Raw genomic sequence first — 21,846 nt, forward strand, 5'->3', positions numbered from 1 at the left:
AAGAGCCATCTAGCTTGTATGCAGATAGCTCTTTTTTTCTTATTCTAGCAGATGCCTATAATACTCATACAAAGAACTTCCATCCATCATGAATCGATTGATCTATCTTTATACATCACGCACAGGATGAATACATACCCCCTTTGACGAGGCAATGATACATAGATTGTCTTCATCATGGAAGTAACCGGTTTGGACGATAGCAGCAAAAGACATAAGAAAGGTATGTGCCTGTGCCAACGTTACTTGCTTCGGCACGAAAACATCAAGAATATAATGCTGATTATCTGTCAGAAAAGGTTGTGTTTCGGCCATACGCAAACTCGTTTTATAACCATGTTCGTTAAGCATATGGCGCGTATGAGCAAGTGTAAAAGGCAGAACCTCAACTGGCAAAGCATAACAATGACAGTCATCAACCAGTTTTTCATCGTCGCAAATCCAAATCGTCTTATCGGCCCATTGAAATAACATTTTTTCTCTAACCAAAGCTCCACCACCGCCTTTGATGATATCGCCATGATGATTCAAGACATCAAAGCTGTCTACATAAACATCTAATGTTTGTACATACGTATCTGCCAGCAAAGGGATCTGATATTGCTTCGCCCATTGCTGCGTACATAGCGAGCTTGCCATTGCCCGAATTTGTAATCCTTTGGCACATCGTTGTTGCAATGCTTGTAAAAAGTAATTAACTGTTGTTCCACTTCCTAAGCCGATATGCATGCCATCTTTTAGATACGCTATAGCCGCTAGTGCTGCCTGTTTTTTCTTTTCTTCCTTTGTCATAAGATTATTCTCCTTGCGGCTGCATAGTGAAGAGTTCATAACTTGCTTGAGGTCCTTCACTGCCAGATGGATAGATATATACAGGAAGCTGCGCGTTTTCATAACGCTCTTTCAATGCATCGACATAGGCCCAGCTTGTTTCAATTTGATCCCAGCTGGAAAACCAGGATGTATCTGCATGCCAAACTGCCTGCAATAAGCGTTCATATGCTTCTGGTGTATTGATGCGATGAATATCGCTACAACTTTGACAAAAATCCATACTCACTGGCAAAATTTCTTCACTGTTCCCTGGCTTTTTGATGTTAAAGCGTACATAAACTCCTTCGGTCGGCTGAATCTTGATGATTAATACGTTTGGTTCCACATTAGGAAATGGAGCCTTAAAGGTAATGATAACTTCCATTTCTCGTTTATTCAGTTTCTTACCGGTACGAATCAGAAACGGTGTGTTTTGCCAACGTTCATTATCAATATATAAACGCAATGCCGCAAACGTTTCAGTCGTGGAATCATGTGCGACATGAGCTTCTTTTTGGTAACCAAAATATTGACCTAGTACCATAGTATCCTGTATATTCAGCTGATCTACGGGACGTAGTTGTTGTAGAAGCGTAAGCTGCTTCTCATGCAAATCTTCTTGGGTAAAGGCTTCTAAAGGTTCCATGGCGAGGATACTGAGAATTTGAAACAAATGATTTTGAACCATGTCTTTTAATGCCCCGCTTTGATCATAATAGGCACCACGCGTTTCTACTCCGACTTCCTCCATAGCAGATATTTGTACATGGGCAATACATTCATGATTCCAAACATTAGCAAATAATGGATTCAAAAAACGAATCGTTTGAATGTTACGCACCATTTCTTTGCCTAGATAATGGTCAATATGATAAATATGACTTGCCTTGAAGAACGATTCCAATTGTTCATTTAAGCGTTTGGCACTCTTGCGATCTTCTCCAAAAGGCTTTTCTATGACCACTCTGCCTTGTTTTGCATGCGGCACACGAAGCAATCCTTGGGCAATCGTTGAAAAGAATCGAGGAGCGACAGCAAAGTAGAAAATATGCTGTGTATCCTGATGTTGTTTGTAGAAGGCAGCCAGTGTATCATAAGCCTCCTCTTTCGTAAAATCCATACATACATAAGATATCTTTTCACAAAACGATTGAAAAAGGGTTTCACGATATGGTAATCGCGCAAATTGCATTACCCAGTCTTTTATGATCGTACAATACTGTTCATGATCATAGGGTCGTCTGCCAAGCACAACAATCTTCGCATGCTGAAAAGCTTGATTGGCATATAAATTATAAAAAGCCGGTAATAATTTGCGATACGCTAAATCCCCAGTGCCTCCAAAAATCGTAAACGTGACTTGTTCATTCATGATCTCTCCTCCATTCATGATGAAAACTTCCTGACATATCACATCTTTCGAATGTATGTGCACCAAAATAATCACGCTGCGCCTGAATCAGATTGGCACCGCTATGAGATGAGCGAAACATATCCAAGTAACTGACAGCATTTGCCATCGCCGGAATTGCCAGACCCTGTGTGATTGACATGGCTACCATATCACGCAAAGCTTGCTGATGTGTCTGCAATTGTTTGGCAAAGAAAGGATCAAATAGAAGGTGCGATGCTGGATTCTCTTTGGTAAAGGCCTGTTGAATATCGTTCAAAAAACGTGCCTGAATAATACAGCCAGCCCGGAAAATAGCGGCTATCTCACCTAATGCCAGCTGCCAATCATATTGTGAAGAAGCATGTGCTAACAAAGCAAACCCCTGTGCATAGGCAAGTATCTTTCCTGCATATAACGCCTGGCGTACAGTTTCTACAAATGCATCATTTTTTCTTTGCAAAGGTTTTCTGTCGGGATAAAGGATTTGCGCTTGATGACGCTGTGCTAACAAATTTGACATGACACGAGCATTACAGGAAGCCGTAATCATGGAAACATCCACTCCCTGTTTCAATGCTTCTATGCTCGTCCAGCGTCCAGTCCCTTTCTGTGCAGCACTATCTGCAATAACATCTAGCAAATCCTGAGAGGAACGATCATCTGAAGCAAGAAAAATATCTGCTGTTATACGGATAAGAAAGCTCTCTAATTCGCCGGCATTCCATTCTTTAAAAATTTTTGCGATTTCCGTATTTGTATAGCCACCTATATATTTTAATTGTAAATACGCTTCACTGATCAATTGCATATCGGCATATTCAATTCCATTGTGGACCATTTTCACATAATGTCCTGCTCCATTTTCTCCTATATACGTACAACACGGCTTCCCATCACTTGCCTTAGCCGCTATTGTTTCTAAGATAGGGCGTATTTTATCATAGGCCTGCTTATTTCCACCGGGCATAATACTAGGGCCAAAGCGGGCACCTTCTTCACCGCCGGATACACCTACTCCAAAATAATGCAAACCATTTTTGCGTAATGCTTGTTCTCTTCGTATCGTATCCTCAAAAAATGAATTACCACCATCTAAAATGATATCCCCTTCCTCTAATAAATCCACTAACTGTTCTATCACCATATCCACTGCTTTACCGGCCTTTACCATCAGCATTACTTTCCTTGGCTTTTTCAGTGCCGCAACACAATCTTTTAATTCCTTATAAATGTGTATATGAGGATGAGGGTGGTTTTTAGCCATCTGCTCACTAACCGCATAACTACGATTATACGCAGCCACAGCAAAGCCGTGATCTGCCATATTCAACGCTAAACTTCTTCCCATGACGGCTAAGCCGATCACAGCGATATCCTGTTGTTTCATTTAACTTTCCTCCTGTTCAAATACGATACAAACACCTTCCTGTACATGTAATTTTGCACGTAATGGCTGTAATAAACCGCTTTTTTCATCTCTTTCAAAAACACGGATGTCATGACTGAAACGATGTATGACAAAGACAAAACGTCCATCCTTTGACAGTTGCATATCACGAGGATGATCTCCCATAGTCGATAAACGTTGAACGATACGTTTCGCTTTTCTGTCGAATACGATGATCTGGTTGACTTCTCGTAAAGTGATATACAAGAATTTTTCCTGTGCATCTATACGTATAGCGGCAGCTGCTGCTTTTTGATTTTGTGTATCCCAAAGTTTCTGGACAACTTGCACATTCCCTTGCATCTTTTCATTCATATGACACATAAATAACTCATTGCTTAATTCACTGACGACATACAAGTACTTATTCTTGGTAAAGACGCCATGCCGCGGTCCACTATGCGCAGGGAAAGGCAAAATGTGAACACAGGCAAAATCTTTTCGACGATCAAACACATATATGGCATCCAATAATAAACATGGCACGAGCAGATAATTTTCCAGTAATAAAACCTGATGACACCCTGCTGCTTCTTGAATATAAATACGTTTGATCAAAGGCAGATCTTGAACCTTTTTATAAACTGATATCGTACCTTCATGATAATTAGCTGTATAAATATAGCTATCATCCTGCGTAATAAAACACGATGTTTTGGTTTCACTCAAATGTGTCATTGTTTTATCGCAAGAAATGTCCCATAAAGTGATTCCCGCAGCATTTCTATGACATACCGCTGCCAATTTCTTGTTAGCATAAGAGAGATATTTGGCATCTTCAAAGCCAGGAAGCTCTTTGCGCTTTGTGAATTGCTTCGTAGTCTCATCAAAGCAAAACTGTATCAGACATTGGCTTTGTTCACTGGCATAGCTTCCTGCATAACCTTTGATCATCTTACACACTCCTTTCTGTAGTGACTTTACTTTTTAAAGTATCTATCTATATCCTATCATAGTGTCACCACATACACTATTCATATGCTCTGGAAACCTTTACCAGCATCGCATAAAAAAAGATTTCCACTCAAACACAATTGTTGTGCTGAATCGAAATCAATGAATCTTATTATTCGCAGATACAACCGATAAGCTGTTTCCCCATTCCATTATAGAAGGATTTGGCATCTACTTTGGCTTTCCCTTCCATTTGAATCCTATCGACCAGAATATATCCATCTTTTGCCGCAATCGCATAACCATGTTCTAGCCAGCCAATGATTTCACCTGGTGTATAGGAATGGTCACAACGCATCATGCGCACTTTATGAAATTTTATCTTTTTCCCCTTCACAATCGCATTTCCTACTGGGAAAGGTATTAACCCACGTATATGATCGTATACCTTTTGGACATCCTCTTGAAAATTGATGTGCTCTTCTTCTTTTTGAATCGTATATGCAAATGTTGCCTCTTCTTCCTTTTGTTCTACAAAGATGGCACTGCCATCAATAATTTTCGGTATACTTTCACTTAATAAATCAGCACCGGCAACAGCAAGTTTCTCATATAAATCACCGGTCGTATCCTCTTGTGTAATCGCAACACGACACTGTGCCATAACCGCACCGGCATCCATTTTCTTCACCATCCGCATAATCGACATGCCACTTTCCTTATCACCTTCTATAATAGCTTTATGAATAGGAGCTCCCCCACGCCATTTTGGCAATAAAGAAGCATGTACATTTATGCTGCCATAAGTTGGGGCATCCAGTAACACTTGAGGAATAAACTGTCCATACGCACATGTAACAATCAGATCCATATCTAGTTTTAATAATTCTTGATATTCCGAACGAATAGACAATGGTTGATAAATCGGCAAATGGTTGGCAAGTGCACATTGTTTGACCTCTGACATTTTTAACTGCTGTTTTCTTCCGGCTTTTTTATCCGGTTGGGTAACAACTCCAATGACATCATAACCATCTTTTAATAAACGCTTTAACATCACTTGCGCAATGTCCGGTGTTCCCATAAATAAGATTTTTATCATTAACATCACCTCTGCTGTGGGTATTATAGCATGTTTTCAGTTACGTTTCATCTAATTTAGTAAGGAGTCAAACAAAGACGAAAGCACTTCCACTCCACCATGCAACGTATCAACGACAAAAGCACTGCCATACTTCGCCATGCGACTTGCTTTATTATCTTCCTTATCTTGTAAATGTACCTTCGTATTTTTAGGAGTAATCCTTTTATGCTGTGCTATGGTATCCTCAAAAGCTTCAACCTCTGCCTCGATGGAAGGAACTTTTTCATCCTGTTTTTGGACATAGCCTCCTAAGCCTACTAGTATGAGAATCAATATTGCATCCGCTAAAAACCGCTTCATGTTACCATCCCTTCTTCATTAGCTCATCAATACCCTGTGCAACAATACCTAAAGTGTTTTTTACTTCTTCAAATGTATTATAATCACTTCCACATTCCATTAACACGATACCTTTATGGACATATTGATTATAGTAAGCCTCTTGTCTGATCATGACATGCTTCATAATACCATTTTTCCGCTTGTTGACCATGTCGGTTAGTGTCGTTGATATTTTGGTAGCGCTCTTTACATTCGAAGAACTGCCAGCTACGACCATCATTGCCTTTGCATACGTCTTATTGCCAATCTTGATATAGCTATACGCTCTTGGAACACTATCACGATGTAGATCAATGCATAAATCAAAACCACCATAATTCACCAATGCATCATTAAGATATTTATTGGATACGGTATATAGATCATTATAGGTTAACCCATGCGTATTACAATATGCATTAAAATCATTTGTTTCCAAAACAACCTTATATCCCTTTTTTTCTAAATGTCCTGCTAGGATCACAGCTGCATCCATGACTGTTTTACCACCTTGATACTTTTCATCCTGATGGGTATTGTAGATGTATATTTTCTTACCATTTGAAGGGACATTTTGTTTTTTATCCGTAGATGCATCCGAACTATTTTCCTTTTTTTCCTGTTTATTGTCACCAGGTACGATCATAGGATCCTCAAGTGTTGTTTCGACTTTAATTTCATCTTTGGGCAATGTCAAATTCTCGTTATAACTCCAAACATTGAGCTGTTTTTTTAACGAAATATCTTGTGCAACCACCTGTTGATGATAGATCAGATTATGCATGAAATCCTGCGAGTTTTCAAAACAATTTAACAAGCCATCATAAAACGGTGTCACATAAAGAAAGAGAACTAGCATTGCCAGTTTGACTATGATCTTGGCTGTATTTTTCATAAAAAGCACTCCCTTCTCTATACTTTATGAGAAGAAAGTGCGTATCATGTTGGGAAACCATCTTCTAATTTCGACAGTATTTGCTTATAGCTTTAAAAAATCGGGGTGAAGAAAACGATTTAAACTTTGTGATACAATATAGATCAAATGTTTTAATTCATCATCCATTGATTTTGGGGTGACGACAAGATCTAAATGTTTATTGCCATAAACACTTTCCAAAATTGCTTCTCGATTAATTTCCGCTTGATCAAGAGCTTCGTTTAAGATTGCCCCGATACTTGTAACGGTGGCAACTCCAATAGCAATCACTGGCACATGTAAGGAATCTTCATTCAATGCCATGCGATGATTGCCAACACCACTTCCCGGTTGGATCCCGGTATTGTTAATTTGAATGACGCGATTGATACGGTTTAAGTTCCGCGTAGCTAACGCATCGATTGCGATCACCAAATCTGGTTTGTATAAAGCTGTCACACTTTGAACGATCGATAATGACTCCAATCCGGTCTGCCCCATGACTCCTGGCTGCAGCACTGCTACATTACGCGTTCCTTTCAACATTCGCGACGATTGTTGTGCATAAAGATGTGCTGTCACCAGAATTTCATTCGCTACTCCAGGGCCTAAAGCATCACTGGTAATAAAACGATTTCCTAAACCAACAACGAGTATCTTCTTCATCTTGATGTTCATATTGGCACTCATATGTTGTAAGTTTTCCAAAATAGCATCCACCATTTGCTCTCTTATATCGTGATCATACAAATCCTTACATTCAATGGAAACATAATCACCTTTCGCTTTTCCTAATTCATTTTCATCCAGCAATACTTTGATATAATTGCTTTTGATATTGGCATTTTGTTTTTCAATATGTTCATACGTTTTCGATCGGATATCGGCGCTCAATATCTCATCGGCAAAATCGCTACGTATCTGATAACTTTTGCCCATATTCATCACCTCTACCATAGTATGGAAATTTTTATCGTCCTTATTGCTTTTTTAAATTCTTTTTGTTATAATTTACTGGCAATTAGAATTTAGGAGGTGCAATATGCCACAGATCCAGTCTCAGAAAAAACGTGTAAAAACTAATAACAAGAGAAACCTGGCTGTTAACGCTCAGAAATCAGCTCTGAAAACAGCTATCAAAAACGTTCTGTCTGCTGTTGAAGCAAACGACAAGGAAGCTGCAGTTGCTGCCCTGAACACAGCAAACTCTAAGTTAGATAAAGCAGTTGCCAAGGGAATCCAGCACAGAAACTATGCCGTTAGACAGAAATCACGTTTAGCTAAAGCAGTTAACTCCATTGCTGCATAATGTCGATCGTAAGATCGATTTTTTTTATTCTCGAAAAAGAGTTGTACTTTTGCTATCCAGTTTAGTAAAATAGAACTAATGAGGTATGATAAAATCTCATTTAAGAGGAAAGCAATCAGTGAACTCACATCTTCATCTTTTATAAATGATATCAACCGTTATCAACCGCGGTGAGAAAGGTTGATAGAAAGGAAATGTATATTGTAAGTATGACTGCTTTGATGCGTTATGTACAATATATCAAGTGAACGTATATGAAAAAATTAGGCGTCCTATTGTTGTGTGCGGGTTTATTGCTAAGTGGGTGTTCATCAGCTGTTAAAGAGCCAATAGCTGCAACAGCTGAAACCATGAAGATGTATCAATGTGGCAGAGATCATCTGGATAAGAAAATACAACCTTCTTATGATGCTGTCTTACAAGGATATAAAAATTTAGATAAAGAAATTATCTTAAAAAATGTTACGATTTCTGACGTGAATGATATTCATGCAGCTATTAAGATGGATCATCCTGAACTTTATTATCTTGAAGACAGTTTTGATTATGTAACAGATAAAAACGAATATGAAAGCAAAGCTACGTATTTATTCTTAAAACCAAGTTATCGTATGATCAAAAGTGAAATCGAAAGTCGTGATAAAGAAATCAAGCAAGTAACAGAAAAAATAATCAATACTGCAAAAAAGAAAAAAAGCGATTATGAAAAAGTAAAATATGTATATGATTATTTAATCGATCATACCTCCTATGATGAAAAAGCCAAAGAGAATCAAAATATATTAAGCACCTTTCTTGAACATAAAACGGTTTGTGCCGGTTATGCAAAAGGTATGCAATATTTATTGAATCAGATAGGTGTTCCCTGCACGTATATCACCGGTTTTACACGACCGGACAAAGGAGATGTATCTCATGCGTGGAACATGGTAAAAATGGATGGCAATTACTATTATATGGATGTTACCAATGGAGATATGTTAAATAATACAAAAGAATCACGATATATGTATTTTGCTATGACCAAGAAACAGATTCTTGCGGAAAATCGACCATTCACAGATGATTATATGGAAGACACACCTTCCCGCAAAGATTCTTACTTCATGAAAGAAGGAGCTTATTTCACTTCTTGTGATAAGCAGCAGATGACAAAGCTTATCCAAAAAAGTGCAAACAAAGGATATCGTTTGGTTTTCCAATGTTCCAGCAAAGCATTAGGTGAACAACTCGATCAGATGCTGACAGCGAATAACTTTATTTTTAATATGACTGGATATGATTATTATGCTTATTATCGTTACGAAGATACCAACACTTATATTTATGTACCAGATCATCAAAAGCTTTAATCCTTCTATTACACATTCATGATAACACGCATATGAAAAAGGTCCCTACACGCACCGTTTGATGAAACATTGGTGGTTGAAGAGGACCTTTTTTTATGTGATTAGAGAACAACGCACAATACTAGCAATAGAAATCAAAATAAGCGAACTATATCATTCCAGGTTGCTAGCACCATGATACCTACGATCATTAATAAACCAGCCATCATGATAACCGACTGCATACGCTCACTCAATTTTTTCCCTATCAGTGTCTCGATCAGAATGATGAATATACGTCCACCATCTAAAATGGGAATCGGAATCAAATTGACAATACCTACATTTACTGATAATAAAGCAATTAAGGCTAAGGTTGATAATAAACCATCCTGTGTTGTCTGTGCCGTAATCTGGAAGATTCCGACCGGACCACTCAGATTATTTAAACCGACGCCACGAACAAGTTTTCCCAAGGAATCCATAATACTGGTAACAGAGCTAACCATCCGCTGCGTTCCATATGGAATAGCTTCCCAGAAAGAAATTTCTTTAGCGGCACTTTGCGGATAGCCAATACCTAAAATATATAAGTTTTCATCTTTATGAAAGGCGGCTGTTCCTTGTAGGGTTACCTGCTTTCCATCCCGTAGGACGGTATAGGTAATTTCTCCTGGATAATATTGCAAAAACTCCATGATTTCACGTGTAGAATCAGGTGTTAATGTTTCCTTTTTACTTTTGTTTTCTAAACGGATGATTTCATCCCCTACGTGAAAACCGGCTTTCTGTGCAGGTGAATTTTCTACAACACTTGCCACGATTGGCTTTGGCGGTACACTTACACTACCCTGATATGCAGTGATACCGATAAAGATCAGCCATGCCAACAATACATTCATAAAGGCTCCGGCAGCCATCACGATGACCTGTTTCCAAGGCTTAATTCCATTTAAGGTTCGCTCAAAAGGAATATCTAATTCATCTTTTTCATCACTTTCTTCATCTTCTCCAGCCATGGCCACAAACCCACCGATAGGCAAAGCACGAATAGACCAAGCAGTTTCTCCTTTCTGCTTCTGCCACAGCAAAGGACCCATACCAATCGAAAATTCTTTACAATATACACCAAACTTCTTAGCCGCTAGCAAATGTCCAAACTCATGAACAATGACAATTGCGCCTAGAATTAATACAAACCACAATAAATTTACAATACCACTCATTCCATAGCCCCTTTCCACATATCTTTTACAAACCGTCTGGCGGCTGCATCACTTTCTATAATATCTTGCAATGTTGGTTCAGCAATAAAACGTACACCTTCCACTGCCTTAATTACGGATGTTTCAATATCCAAAAAGGCAATTTTCTTATTTAAGAAAAGACGAACGGCCTCTTCATCTGCAGCATTCATAATAGCACCGAGATTTCCACCTTTTTTGCCTACTTCAAATGCCAATTTTAATAAAGGATATCGTTCCATGCTTGCCGGTTCAAAATGCAAGGTAGCAAATTTGCCAAAATCGAATGGTTCATCATTATACATCTTCAAACGTTGCGGATAAGAAAGGGCATATTGAATTGGCAGACGCATATCCGCTGTTCCTATTTGCGCAATAATAGCATGATCCTGAAACTGAACCATTGAATGAATGGCACTTTCGCGATGAATGAGTACATCGATTTTTTCATAAGGGATATCAAACAAATAATGTGCTTCTATCACTTCAAAGCCTTTATTCATCATGGTAGCAGAATCAATCGTGATTCTTCCACCCATATTCCAGTTTGGATGATGCAAAGCTGCTTCTACACTGACGTCTTGCAACTGCTCACGCGTCAGATCACGGAAACTGCCTCCACTAGCAGTGATGATTAACTTATCAATACTATCATGTGTATTGCCTTGTAAACATTGGAAAATGGCAGAATGTTCTGAGTCAATCGGATATAGAGGAACCTGATGTTTCGCTAATGCCGCTTTCACTAGCGGTCCTCCTGCTACCAAGCTTTCTTTATTCGCCAATGCGATAACCTTATGATTTGCGATTGCTGTTAAAGCCGGCAACAATCCACGAAAACCAACAACAGCATCCACAAAAATATCATATTCTGCTAAACCGGCTAACGCTTGCAGACCTTCATCGCCGCTGTACCATTGTTTATCTGGATATTCTAGTCGTAAGACTTCTTTTACTTGTTCATCTGCTACACAAACATGTTGAATCGATGGTATCTTCGCTAACAGCATTTTTAATTTTTCGATATTTTTACCGACGCTTACCGCCACAATGGAAAATTCATCCTTGTGATGCAATACGACATCTATCGTTTGGGAACCAATGGAACCACTTGCTCCTAATAAAACAATTCTCTTCATAATGTTAACACCACCAGTATTAAGTCAAAACAAATAAAATTAAAAACCAAGGAATCTACTCTATCTAATACACCGCCATGCCCTGGTAACAAATCAGAAAAATCCTTAATCCCAAAATTACGCTTGATCGCGCTAAAAGCTAAATCACCGATTTGTCCGGTAATCGTCAATATCAAACTCGCTGCTAAGATTTGTGGCAAAGTCATCGTATCAATTAAAAAGTATGCGAGGGCAAAAGATAAGGCAGCCCCCAATAACCATCCCCCAAAGGCACCTTCCCAAGTCTTTTTAGGAGAGATACGAGGGTTCATTTTATGCTTCCCTAAAAATCTACCACAGAAATATGCACCGGTATCACAGCCATAAGTGGCGACAATGATATACCAGACATATAACGGGTTGCGATCGTATATATGCAAAAAACCTCTAGCAATTATAAAGAAAAAAGTTATATAGGCGATACATAAAAATCCATCTTTCGCATGAAAGCGTTCAGTAAAAACAGGAAGGGATAAAAAGCAAAGGACAAAGATTCCTAACAAAGGAAATAATAAGGCATCTTTTTTGATAAACGTTAATGCAAATACACAGGCGATTGCCAAAGGTTTTATCAGCAAGGGCCATGTTTCGTCCTTCTGCTCACGTAGTGCCATCAATTCCAAACCACCCGCAATAATGATAAATGATAATAAGGCATATAATAATACACCACCAAACACCAAAGGAGGAATGACACAAGCGATGATAAGAAAAGCTGTTATGATTCGCGTTTTCATACTCATAAACCTCCAAAGCGGCGATTGCGATGTGTATATTCATCAATCGCTTCTACTAGACAGTCACGGTCAAAATCCGGCCACGCAACTGGTGTGAAAATCAATTCGGCATAAGCTAGTTGCCATAACAGAAAATTAGATATGCGAAGTTCCCCACTTGTACGAATCATTAGATCAAGTTCTGGCATACCTTCACTCATCATATAATGACCAAACGCTTCTTCATCAATTGCGGCATCAGCTATACCACGTACTACATCAGCCGCATAACGTTGTGCCGCCAAGGTGATTTCTCTTCTTCCGCCATAATTTACGGCAAGACATAAAATAAGTCCGGTATTATCTTTTGTTTGTTCCACTGCCGTAGTAATAACAGAACGTGTCTCATTAGGAAAACGCTCAATTTCACCTAAAAAGGTAACGCGAATATTGTTTTTCTTTAACTCTGCTAAATAGCGTTGAAAGAAAAGTTTAGGCAGTTTGCAAAGATATTCTACTTCACTCTCTGGACGTTTCCAATTTTCTGTAGAAAATGCATAGCAAGTTAATGCTTTTACCCCTAACTCATTACATGCTATCGCGATTTTTCTTATATTCTCCGCCCCCTGCTTATGGCCAGCAGTTCGCGGTAACCCTCTTTTTTTCGCCCATCGGCCGTTTCCGTCCATGATGATGGCAATATGCTGCGGGATGATTCTTCCTTCCATGTCCAGCAACCTCCTATAACTACATTGTATAATTTAACTCTGATATTATATCATAAAAGATAGAAACATTGTATCTATGCGCAGCATTTCATCTAAAAAAGTGTCGAAAACTGCATCTTTTCTTTCAATCTGCAAACAGTCATAAACGGATAATTTCGGATTATTTAATTGTCGCGTTTTCTTATTAAATCACTGAACTTCAAATAATCACAATGTTTGTTTACACTTATACATGAAAAAAAGGAAAGCTATCCGCTCTCCCCTTCGTTACAATTAAACCTTCATAATTTCTTTTTCTTTTTCACTGACTTCTTTTTCAATTTTCTTAGCAAATTCATCTGTTAATTTCTGTACTTTTTCCTGCATTCTCTTCGCATCATCTTCTGTTAATTCTTTATCTTTTTTGATTGCATCATTTGCTTCACGACGCACATTACGAACAGCAATCTTTGCTTCTTCTCCCATCTTATCTGCTTCTTTTGATAGTTGTTTACGACGTTCTTCAGTCAATGCTGGCACATTCAAACGAATGACCTCACCATCACTTTGAGGCACCAATCCGGTGTCACTTGTCGCAATTGCACGTTCAATATCTTTTAAAGTAGAACGATCATAAGGTTTGATCATTAATTGACGTCCTTCTACGACCTTAATACTAGCAACCTGATTGATAGGTGTTTCACTTCCATAATATTCAAAATGTACATGTTCTAACAAAGATGCGTTTGCTACTCCTGTGCGAATCGTTTTTAAATTTTCGTCAAGCTTCTCTACTGCTTTCTCCATTTTGTGTTTCGTTACATCTAACAGTTCCATAGTTTCGTGTCCTTTCTTTTTATCTATGATCTTTTGAAATTACTGTACCCGTAATGTCTCCACGAACAGCTTTCAAAATATTTCCGCTTTCATTCATATTAAATACTACTAGATCAATATCATTATCCATACACATACTGGTAGCTGTAGTATCCATGACCTGCAATCCTTCCTGAATCAGATCCATATAAGTTAAAGCATCATATTTAACAGCCTCAGGATGTGTTTTAGGATCCGCATTGTATACTCCATCTACACCGTTTTTGGCCATCAAAATGACATCAGCACCGATTTCACTGGCACGCAATGCAGCCGTTGTATCGGTAGAAAAATAAGGGTTTCCTGTACCTGCGCCAAAAATTACGATGCGCCCTTTTTCCAAGTGACGTAATGCACGACGCACAATAAATGGTTCTGCCACTTTTTGCATCTCAATAGCCGTTTGCACACGCGTAGGCACGCCTTCTTGTTCCAACGCACTCTGAACAGCCAATGCATTTATGACCGTCGCAAGCATTCCCATATAATCCGCCTGTACACGCTCAATTCCCATCGTTTCTGCCATTTTACCGCGAATGAAATTTCCACCGCCAACAACAATGGCTAAATCCACACCAAGCTCATGAATTTCTTTCAATTCTTTTGCCAACGCTTTTAAAATTTGTGGATCAAATGAATTACCAGGTGAAGATAAAGCCTCACCGCTTAATTTCAATAATACTCTTTTGTACATGTCTACTTCCACCTTTACTTTTGTCGTTTTTTTAACTCTCCACTGTATATTATAAAGAAAAGATTTACAAAAAGGAAGAGCTATTCTCCTTTTTTTCATTTTTCTTTGGATACTTACAGACAAGACTATCATCTTACTGAATAAACTGAAAACCAATCCTCATTTGCGAGCACAGTAAGATCCAACTATATTCCATATCTATGGTAATTGTGTCTACATATCGTCATTCTTTTTTAAGGATATCCCCTTAAAAAAGGAGAAGTCCAATGACCTCTCCCTATCGTTAATTATCCACCAAATGCCTGGCTCATTACTTCTTCAGCAAAGTTATCCTGGCGTTTTTCAATACCTTCACCAACTGCATAACGTACAAAGTTTACAACGTCACAGCCATTTTCTTTCAGGTACTGTGCAACCTTCATGTTTGGATCCAAGAAGAATTCCTGTTCTACCAAGCACAGATCTTTCAAGTTCTTGCTGATCTTACCTTCAATGATACCAGCCAATACTTTTTCTGGTTTGTTAGCCAATTTTTCATCGTTTTTAACGATTTCAGTCTGTACTTTTCTTTCATGTTCTACAACTTCTGCAGGCATTTCATCACGGTTTACATACTGTGGAGCCATACTTGCAATCTGCATAGCGATGTTCTTAGCAACAGCTTCATCAGCTTTACCCTTTAAGGTAACAAGTGCAGAAATCTTTCCGCCCATGTGCATATAGCAACCGAAGAATTCATCATCTGCTTTTTCAACTACTGCGATACGACGTAAAGAAATCTTTTCGCCAATCGTAGCTGTTGCTGTTGTTACAGCGTCTGCAACAGTGCCTTCACTTGCAGCACATGCTAAAGCAGCATCTAAATCAGCAGGTTTGTTTTCAATTAACACAGCCTGGATTTCATCCAACAGACCTAAGAACTTTTCATTCTTAGCAACAAAGTCTGTTTCAGAGTTTACTTCAAATACAACACCGGTATTTCCATTGACAGCTGCACGAGTCAAACCTTCCGCAGCGATGCGGTCATTTTTCTTAGCAGCCTTAGCAATACCTTTTTCACGCAGCCAGTCGATAGATTTTTCCATATCTCCATCACAAGCTGTCAATGCTTTTTTACAATCCATCATACCTGCGCCTGTTCTTTCACGCAGTTCTTTTACCATTGATGCAGTAATCATTTTTCTATTTCCTCCTTTTCGTGATTATTCAGCAGTATTAGTTTCTGCTGGTTTTGCTTCTGTTGCAGGTTTTGCTTCAGTAGCTGGTTTTACGTTTTCACGTTTCTGATAAGGAGCTCTGCCTCCACGTCCACCATTGCGGTTACGATCGAAATTGTTACGACGGTTACGACGTTCTTCATTTCTCTGACGACGACGTCTTTCATTTTCAGCAATCTGCTCTTCAACATTGATGATAACATCTTTCATTGTTACATCTTCTTCGTTTTCATCAACACTGTGTGCTACGCTTAACAATCCGCCTTTTGCTTCTACGATTGCATCTGCCATCAATGTTGTGATTAATTTTACAGAACGGATAGCATCATCATTTGATGCAATTGGGTAATCTACCATTTCTGGATCACAGTTAGTATCTACCATAGCGAATACAGGGATACCTAATTTCTTAGCTTCTGCAACAGCATTGTGTTCTTCCTTAGGATCGATAACAAACAATGCGTTAGGCAGTTTCTTCATTTCCTTGATACCACCTAAGAAGTTTTCCAAACGTGCTTTCTGTTTCTTAACCTGTGCGATTTCTTTCTTAGGATACAGATCTAAAGTTCCGTTTGCTTCCATTTCTTCGATTTCTACTAAACGTTTTACACGTTTCTGGATCGTACGATAGTTTGTTAATAAACCACCTAACCATCTCTGGTTTACGAAGAAACTTCCAGAACGTAATGCTTCTTCTACAACTACAGCCTGTGCCTGTTTCTTTGTACCTACAAATAATACCTTACCGCCTTTTTCAGCGATTTCTCTCATTGCAGCATACGCAGTGTCCAGCTGTTCTAATGTTTTTTCTAAGTTAATGATGTATACACCATTTCTGCTTGCGTAGATGTTTGGTTTCATCTTTGGATTCCATCTACGTGTCTGATGACCAAAATGTACACCAGATTCCAATAATTTTCTCATTGATACTACTGACATGAAAATATCCTCACTTTCCGTTTTTATCCTCCATCACTTCAAACTGCAGCAACTTATCATTGACGCTTACTTAACGCATCTAAAGCACGGGCTGCGGAATCCATGATGTGTGTTGTATGCGAACTTCGTCGCACCGTTGTTTATTATAACATAGAAAAGCCCTAATTCAAGGGCTTTTTTTATTTTTTTACAGAAATTGGTGCCATTGTTTGCTTCACCATTCATAAATATGATCTTACTATGTGTTTTCTTTGCCGGCACGAGGATGTGCATGCTCATATGCACTTTTTAAGCGATCCTGTGTCACATGGACATAGATTTGTGTCGTAGATAAGGAAGCATGTCCCAACAATTCTTGCACAACACGCAAATCAGCTCCATTATCCAATAAGTGTGTGGCAAAGCTATGACGAAACATATGCGGATGAATATGCAGATGCAGATGGCACTTTTTAGCAGCCAATTCCATGCGATATTGCACACCGCGACTTGTTAATGGCTTGCCCTTCTGATTCACAAAGACATATTCATGTTGCAACGTATTCACCCATTTTGGGCGTACATGTTCAATATAATCAACGAGACGTTCTTTTGCCAGATCATAGAAAGGAACCAAGCGTTGTTTATCTCCTTTACCAACGATATGTAAGATATTGTCATGGAAATCAATATCGGATAAGCGTAGATTTACTGCCTCACTGACACGCAAGCCACTGGCATACATCAATTCAAATAATGCACGATCACGAACATCTACCGCTTCATGCAAATCAAACGATGCTAGAAATAATGCAATTTCATCATAAAATAGAAATTCCGGGATCCTGCGTGTTTGCTTGGGTGCTTTGAAATATAAGAACGGATTGTTTTGCACCCCAACATACTCATTCAAGTAACGATAATAGGAACGCAATGAACTTAGCTTACGGGCAACCGTGGCATTTTTCATCGTTCCCTGTCGGCCATCTCGCTCACGCAGATGACTCACATAATTCATCACGATAATGCGATCTACATCATCTAAGCTCATGATATTCTCACTTTTTAGAAAATCCAGAAATTCTGTAATATCACGCTGATACGCATCCTTGGTATGTGCACTCCCGCTATTGACCGTATCTAAATAGTCTAAAAACCGCGTCAGATAAGATTCCATCAGTCAAACAATTCCCGATAGCTGTCAATAACTGCCAATGCTTGTTTGCCAAAGGCTTCTTTACGATCTTTTTTCTTCACCTTGGCTTCTAGCTGCATGATGCCAAAATTCGCATTCATCGGTTGGAAATACTTTGCGGATGCATGCGTAATATAATTGACCATAGAGCCAATTACACAGGTGCTTGGTAAGGTAATAACTGTTTTCCCTCTGATCAGATTTGCCATGTTTAAGCCCGCCAACAATCCACTGGCAGCACTTTCTACATAGCCCTCCACACCGGTCAATTGCCCGGCAAAGAACAAATCATCCCGCGTTATATGCTGATAGGTAGGACGCAACACCTTTGGGGCACACAAATATGAATTGCGATGCATGACACCATAACGCACGATGGACACGTGTTCCAATCCCGGTATCATGGATAAGATACGTTTTTGTTCGCCCCATTTTAAATGTGTTTGAAAACCAACGACATTATACAAGCTGGCAATCGCGTTATCCTGTCGTAACTGGACCACTGCATAAGGCAAACTACCATCCGGTTTTTCTAAACCGACAGGCTTCATCGGTCCAAACAGCAACGTTTTCTCGCCACGGCGTGCCATTTCTTCAAACGGCATACAACCTTCAAAGAAGGTTTTATCAAAATCATGCAGTTCCGCTGTTTCCGCATGTAATAAAGCATCACAAAAAGCATCAAATTCTTCTTTGTTCATCGGACAATTAATATAGGCAGCTTCTCCTTTATCATAACGTGATTTTACATAAGCCTTGGAAAAATCAATGGATTCTTTTTCAATGATAGGAGCTGCCGCATCATAGAAATGGAAATAATCCTCATGGGTCATTTCCTGAATTGCCTTACTTAGAGCATCACTTGTCAATGGTCCACTGGCAATAATCACCGGACCTTCAGGAATCTTCGTTATCTCTTCACGAACAACCTCCACCAAAGGGTGTTCACTTAAAATTTTAGTGATTGTTTCGCTGAAAGAGGTACGATCCACGGCCAAGGCACTACCAGCCGGTACACGGTGAGCATCCGCTGCCTTCATGATCAATGAATCCAAATGCCGCATTTCTTCTTTTAAAATACCAACTGCATTTTGTAATGAATCACTGCGCAAAGAGTTTGAGCAAACAAGTTCTGCAAACTGATCACTGTGATGGGCATCACTGGATTTTAACGGACGCATCTCTACTAATTTCACAGGGATCCCGCGTTTGATCAACTGCCAGCAGGCTTCACAGCCTGCCAATCCGGCACCGATTATGGTTACTTGTTTCATTCTGCTTCCACCTCTGTCGCTTTTTTCTTAACTGTTTTTTTCACGACTTTTTTAGCCGTTTTCTTTGGTACTGCCTTTTTCTTGTCAGTTGTTTCCTCATCACTCTTTTTCTTTTTTGGCTCTTTTTTGATATACCGGCATTTAGGATAATTGCTGCAGCCGATGAAGGTTGTGCCAAAGCGTGATTTACGCTGTACAAGTTCATGACCACATTCCGGACACATTTCACCGGTTGGTACAGGTTCCTCCTTTGGCTTATTACTTTTAATATATTTACAATCCGGGTAATTGCTACATGCCAAGAAAGAACCATAGCGTCCTTTCTTCATGACCATCTTACTACCACATTTTGGACAGACTTCTTCACTTTCCGTATTTTCCTCTTCATTTTCACTTTTCGTGTAACGACAAGTAGGAAAATTAATACAGGATACAAATTTCCCATAACGTCCGATACGATACACCAATTCGCTGCCACATTCCGGACAAGTTTCCCCGGTACGTTCCAGCTCCTTTTTCTCCATATGCTCATAAGCATTTTCCAGTAATGGTTCAAATTCATTATAGAATGTTCGCACTTCTTCAATGTTGTTACGTTTTCCTGCTGCGATTTCATCTAAGTGATGTTCCATGCCTGCCGTATACGAAACATTGATGATGTCCTTGAAGAATTCTTGCAATTTGGCATCCGTCAATTCCCCTTGTTCACTAGGGATAAAGACTTTGGTCTTACTGCCTTCACTTGGGCGTTCTAATGATACATAACCTCTAGCTTGCAATGTATCAATAATAATAGCATACGTTGAAGGACGACCTATGCCCTTTTCTTCCATTTCTTTGATCAAGCGAGCTTCACTATAACGTAAAGGTGGTTCTGTGAAGTGTTGTTTACCTTCCAATTCCACATCCTTTAATTGTTCCTGTTCTTGCAATGGTGGCAACATCTCATCTTTTACTGTTTCATAATCGTGATATACTTTCAAATAACCATCAAATGTCAGAATTGAACCATTGGCACTAAACTCACAGCCATTTGAAACAATTTGCGCATTCACGACATCACTTTTGCTCGGTGCCATTAAAGAAGCCAGCGTTCGTGCATAAATCAGCTTATACAATTTGTACTGATCATTTGTTAAATATGGTTTCACTTTTTCCGGTGTATTAAAAACACTGGTAGGACGAATAGCCTCATGCGCATCCTGTGCATTTTCATTATTTTTCTGGCGTGCACGACCTTTATACTCCTTACCATAAACTTCTTCAATATATGATTCAGCATCTTTCACGAACACGTCTGATAAACGCGTAGAATCTGTACGCATATAAGAGATAAGACCTTCACTCACCCCATCTGCTAAGGGCAGACCTTCATAAAGCTTTTGGGCAATCTGCATCGTCTTTTTTGCTCCGAAATTTAACTTTGTGCTGGCCTCCTGTTGTAACGTCGAAGTGATAAAAGGCATTCTTGCTTCTTTTTTACGAACCTTTTTTTCAATAGCGGACACAACAAAAGCAGCACAGCGTTCAATGATAGCATCTACATCTGCCTGTGTTTTTAATTCTGCCTTTTTGCCATCCACTTTATTCAGACTCGCACTGAATTGTTTGCCATTTTTTTCGATATTTGCTGCTAACGTCCAATATTCTTCGCTCTTAAAAGCGCGAATTTCATTTTCGCGTTCAACGATCAAACGCAAAGCAACAGACTGTACTCGTCCTGCTGACTTTGATTTTATTTTACTTTGTAATAACTTTGATAACTTAAAACCGATGATCCGATCCAGCATGCGTCTGGTTTCCTGACTTTTCACCAGATCCTGATCAATCGTACGGGGATGTTGAAATGCTTCTGTTACAGCATTTTTCGTAATTTCATGAAAGATGATACGATTTTCTTCTTCCATATCTAGTTCTAATACATTTGCCAAATGCCAAGCAATTGCCTCACCCTCACGGTCAGGGTCACTTGCTAGAAAGACATGTTCACTTTTTTTGGCAAGATCTTTTAATTCTTTTACGACTGCACGTTTATCAGAGCTTATCTTATACGTAGGTTCAAAGTCATGCTCCACATCAATGCCTAAGCCACCTTTACCTGTTGTCGCAAGATCACGTATATGTCCCTTGGAAGAAACGACATGATAGTCGCCACCAAGATATTTTTCTATGGTTTTCGATTTGGAAGGGGATTCCACGATTACTAAATTTTTCATTTTTAGCCTCCTAGCCTAAACTACACGTCTTTTATTATTTGTT

General features: G+C 39.1%; 21 protein-coding genes. 2 read left to right on the forward strand and 19 right to left on the reverse strand.

What is annotated here, in order from left to right; all coding sequences use genetic code 11:
• Positions 1-108 precede the first annotated feature (108 nt).
• The 8 genes from rpiA to gpr form a co-directional block, all read right to left on the reverse strand.
• The gene (rpiA, locus tag EDD61_RS01210; protein WP_008688621.1) at positions 109-792 is read right to left on the reverse strand and encodes a ribose-5-phosphate isomerase RpiA; all 684 of its coding nucleotides are present in this window, start codon (positions 790-792) and stop codon (positions 109-111) included.
• Between the two features lie 4 nt (positions 793-796).
• Complete coding sequence (zwf, locus tag EDD61_RS01215; RefSeq protein WP_132223395.1) at positions 797-2,185, reverse strand: glucose-6-phosphate dehydrogenase; 1,389 nt, start codon at positions 2,183-2,185, stop codon at positions 797-799.
• Positions 2,178-3,593, reverse strand: coding sequence for an NADP-dependent phosphogluconate dehydrogenase (gene gndA / locus EDD61_RS01220; protein ID WP_132223398.1), 1,416 nt, complete (start codon positions 3,591-3,593; stop codon positions 2,178-2,180). The genes zwf and gndA overlap by 8 nt, the downstream gene beginning before the upstream one ends.
• Entirely contained in the window at positions 3,594-4,547 is a 954-nt protein-coding gene (locus EDD61_RS01225; RefSeq protein ID WP_132223401.1) for a lactonase family protein, read from the reverse strand. It lies immediately after the preceding gene.
• A gap of 172 nt (positions 4,548-4,719) precedes the next feature.
• Entirely contained in the window at positions 4,720-5,649 is a 930-nt protein-coding gene (fmt, locus tag EDD61_RS01230; RefSeq protein WP_008688628.1) for a methionyl-tRNA formyltransferase, read from the reverse strand.
• Between the two features lie 51 nt (positions 5,650-5,700).
• Complete coding sequence (locus EDD61_RS01235) at positions 5,701-5,991, reverse strand: hypothetical protein (protein WP_008688630.1); 291 nt, start codon at positions 5,989-5,991, stop codon at positions 5,701-5,703.
• Between the two features lies 1 nt (position 5,992).
• Positions 5,993-6,907, reverse strand: coding sequence for a stage II sporulation protein P (locus tag EDD61_RS01240; RefSeq protein ID WP_132223404.1), 915 nt, complete (start codon positions 6,905-6,907; stop codon positions 5,993-5,995).
• 84 nt (positions 6,908-6,991) lie between these two features.
• Positions 6,992-7,867 (reverse strand): GPR endopeptidase, encoded by an 876-nt coding sequence (gpr, locus tag EDD61_RS01245; RefSeq protein ID WP_008688634.1) that lies wholly within the window; start codon positions 7,865-7,867, stop codon positions 6,992-6,994.
• Positions 7,868-7,970: 103 nt separating this feature from the next.
• Between gpr and rpsT the strand changes: the two genes are divergently transcribed.
• Together rpsT and EDD61_RS01255 are read left to right on the forward strand one after the other, a co-directional pair.
• The gene (rpsT, locus tag EDD61_RS01250; protein ID WP_008688635.1) at positions 7,971-8,237 is read left to right on the forward strand and encodes a 30S ribosomal protein S20; all 267 of its coding nucleotides are present in this window, start codon (positions 7,971-7,973) and stop codon (positions 8,235-8,237) included.
• A gap of 254 nt (positions 8,238-8,491) precedes the next feature.
• Complete coding sequence (locus EDD61_RS01255; RefSeq protein WP_008978306.1) at positions 8,492-9,589, forward strand: transglutaminase domain-containing protein; 1,098 nt, start codon at positions 8,492-8,494, stop codon at positions 9,587-9,589.
• Positions 9,590-9,723: 134 nt separating this feature from the next.
• On the opposite strand, the gene rseP is transcribed toward EDD61_RS01255, so the two are convergent.
• The 11 genes from rseP to topA all read right to left on the reverse strand — a co-directional run bounded on the left by rseP (position 9,724) and on the right by topA (position 21,803).
• Positions 9,724-10,794 (reverse strand): RIP metalloprotease RseP, encoded by a 1,071-nt coding sequence (gene rseP, locus EDD61_RS01260; RefSeq protein WP_117547628.1) that lies wholly within the window; start codon positions 10,792-10,794, stop codon positions 9,724-9,726.
• The gene (gene dxr, locus EDD61_RS01265) at positions 10,791-11,951 is read right to left on the reverse strand and encodes a 1-deoxy-D-xylulose-5-phosphate reductoisomerase (protein ID WP_008688640.1); all 1,161 of its coding nucleotides are present in this window, start codon (positions 11,949-11,951) and stop codon (positions 10,791-10,793) included. The genes rseP and dxr overlap by 4 nt, the downstream gene beginning before the upstream one ends.
• Positions 11,948-12,727: a phosphatidate cytidylyltransferase gene (locus EDD61_RS01270; protein ID WP_020990775.1), complete on the reverse strand. Its 780-nt coding sequence runs from the start codon at positions 12,725-12,727 to the stop codon at positions 11,948-11,950. The genes dxr and EDD61_RS01270 overlap by 4 nt, the downstream gene beginning before the upstream one ends.
• A gap of 2 nt (positions 12,728-12,729) precedes the next feature.
• On the reverse strand, positions 12,730-13,434 hold the full coding sequence (locus EDD61_RS01275; RefSeq protein WP_008978303.1) for an isoprenyl transferase: 705 nt from the start codon (positions 13,432-13,434) through the stop codon (positions 12,730-12,732).
• 273 nt (positions 13,435-13,707) lie between these two features.
• Positions 13,708-14,250, reverse strand: coding sequence for a ribosome recycling factor (frr, locus tag EDD61_RS01280; RefSeq protein ID WP_008978302.1), 543 nt, complete (start codon positions 14,248-14,250; stop codon positions 13,708-13,710).
• 19 nt (positions 14,251-14,269) lie between these two features.
• Positions 14,270-14,983: a UMP kinase gene (pyrH, locus tag EDD61_RS01285; protein ID WP_008688644.1), complete on the reverse strand. Its 714-nt coding sequence runs from the start codon at positions 14,981-14,983 to the stop codon at positions 14,270-14,272.
• A gap of 287 nt (positions 14,984-15,270) precedes the next feature.
• Positions 15,271-16,161 (reverse strand): translation elongation factor Ts, encoded by an 891-nt coding sequence (gene tsf / locus EDD61_RS01290; RefSeq protein ID WP_132223407.1) that lies wholly within the window; start codon positions 16,159-16,161, stop codon positions 15,271-15,273.
• A 24-nt stretch (positions 16,162-16,185) separates the two neighbouring features.
• The gene (rpsB, locus tag EDD61_RS01295; RefSeq protein ID WP_008688646.1) at positions 16,186-17,139 is read right to left on the reverse strand and encodes a 30S ribosomal protein S2; all 954 of its coding nucleotides are present in this window, start codon (positions 17,137-17,139) and stop codon (positions 16,186-16,188) included.
• Between the two features lie 238 nt (positions 17,140-17,377).
• On the reverse strand, positions 17,378-18,295 hold the full coding sequence (xerA, locus tag EDD61_RS01300; RefSeq protein ID WP_008688647.1) for a site-specific tyrosine recombinase/integron integrase: 918 nt from the start codon (positions 18,293-18,295) through the stop codon (positions 17,378-17,380).
• A complete protein-coding gene (gene trmFO / locus EDD61_RS01305) occupies positions 18,295-19,587 on the reverse strand; it encodes a methylenetetrahydrofolate--tRNA-(uracil(54)-C(5))-methyltransferase (FADH(2)-oxidizing) TrmFO (RefSeq protein ID WP_132223410.1) in 1,293 nt (430 codons plus the stop codon). The genes xerA and trmFO overlap by 1 nt, the downstream gene beginning before the upstream one ends.
• Complete coding sequence (topA, locus tag EDD61_RS01310; RefSeq protein ID WP_132223413.1) at positions 19,584-21,803, reverse strand: type I DNA topoisomerase; 2,220 nt, start codon at positions 21,801-21,803, stop codon at positions 19,584-19,586. Before topA ends, trmFO begins: the two co-directional genes overlap by 4 nt.
• Positions 21,804-21,846: the final 43 nt, after the last annotated feature.

It is taken from the genome of Longicatena caecimuris (genome assembly GCF_004341945.1).
GTDB lineage: Bacteria > Bacillota_I > Bacilli_A > Erysipelotrichales > Erysipelotrichaceae > Longicatena > Longicatena caecimuris.

Coding starts and splice junctions, on each gene's coding strand:
- trmFO (WP_132223410.1), bottom strand. CDS start 19,587: ATGAAACAAGTAACCATAATCGGTGCCGGATTGGCAGGCTGTGAAGCC.
- EDD61_RS01270 (WP_020990775.1), bottom strand. CDS start 12,727: ATGAAAACGCGAATCATAACAGCTTTTCTTATCATCGCTTGTGTCATT.
- EDD61_RS01240 (WP_132223404.1), bottom strand. CDS start 6,907: ATGAAAAATACAGCCAAGATCATAGTCAAACTGGCAATGCTAGTTCTC.
- rpsT (WP_008688635.1), top strand. CDS start 7,971: ATGCCACAGATCCAGTCTCAGAAAAAACGTGTAAAAACTAATAACAAG.
- EDD61_RS01275 (WP_008978303.1), bottom strand. CDS start 13,434: ATGGAAGGAAGAATCATCCCGCAGCATATTGCCATCATCATGGACGGA.
- EDD61_RS01225 (WP_132223401.1), bottom strand. CDS start 4,547: ATGATCAAAGGTTATGCAGGAAGCTATGCCAGTGAACAAAGCCAATGT.
- fmt (WP_008688628.1), bottom strand. CDS start 5,649: ATGATAAAAATCTTATTTATGGGAACACCGGACATTGCGCAAGTGATG.
- rpiA (WP_008688621.1), bottom strand. CDS start 792: ATGACAAAGGAAGAAAAGAAAAAACAGGCAGCACTAGCGGCTATAGCG.
- dxr (WP_008688640.1), bottom strand. CDS start 11,951: ATGAAGAGAATTGTTTTATTAGGAGCAAGTGGTTCCATTGGTTCCCAA.
- frr (WP_008978302.1), bottom strand. CDS start 14,250: ATGGAACTGTTAGATGTAACGAAACACAAAATGGAGAAAGCAGTAGAG.
- topA (WP_132223413.1), bottom strand. CDS start 21,803: ATGAAAAATTTAGTAATCGTGGAATCCCCTTCCAAATCGAAAACCATA.
- rpsB (WP_008688646.1), bottom strand. CDS start 17,139: ATGTCAGTAGTATCAATGAGAAAATTATTGGAATCTGGTGTACATTTT.
- EDD61_RS01235 (WP_008688630.1), bottom strand. CDS start 5,991: ATGAAGCGGTTTTTAGCGGATGCAATATTGATTCTCATACTAGTAGGC.
- rseP (WP_117547628.1), bottom strand. CDS start 10,794: ATGAGTGGTATTGTAAATTTATTGTGGTTTGTATTAATTCTAGGCGCA.
- xerA (WP_008688647.1), bottom strand. CDS start 18,295: ATGGAATCTTATCTGACGCGGTTTTTAGACTATTTAGATACGGTCAAT.
- EDD61_RS01255 (WP_008978306.1), top strand. CDS start 8,492: ATGAAAAAATTAGGCGTCCTATTGTTGTGTGCGGGTTTATTGCTAAGT.
- tsf (WP_132223407.1), bottom strand. CDS start 16,161: ATGATTACTGCATCAATGGTAAAAGAACTGCGTGAAAGAACAGGCGCA.
- zwf (WP_132223395.1), bottom strand. CDS start 2,185: ATGAATGAACAAGTCACGTTTACGATTTTTGGAGGCACTGGGGATTTA.
- pyrH (WP_008688644.1), bottom strand. CDS start 14,983: ATGTACAAAAGAGTATTATTGAAATTAAGCGGTGAGGCTTTATCTTCA.
- gpr (WP_008688634.1), bottom strand. CDS start 7,867: ATGGGCAAAAGTTATCAGATACGTAGCGATTTTGCCGATGAGATATTG.
- gndA (WP_132223398.1), bottom strand. CDS start 3,593: ATGAAACAACAGGATATCGCTGTGATCGGCTTAGCCGTCATGGGAAGA.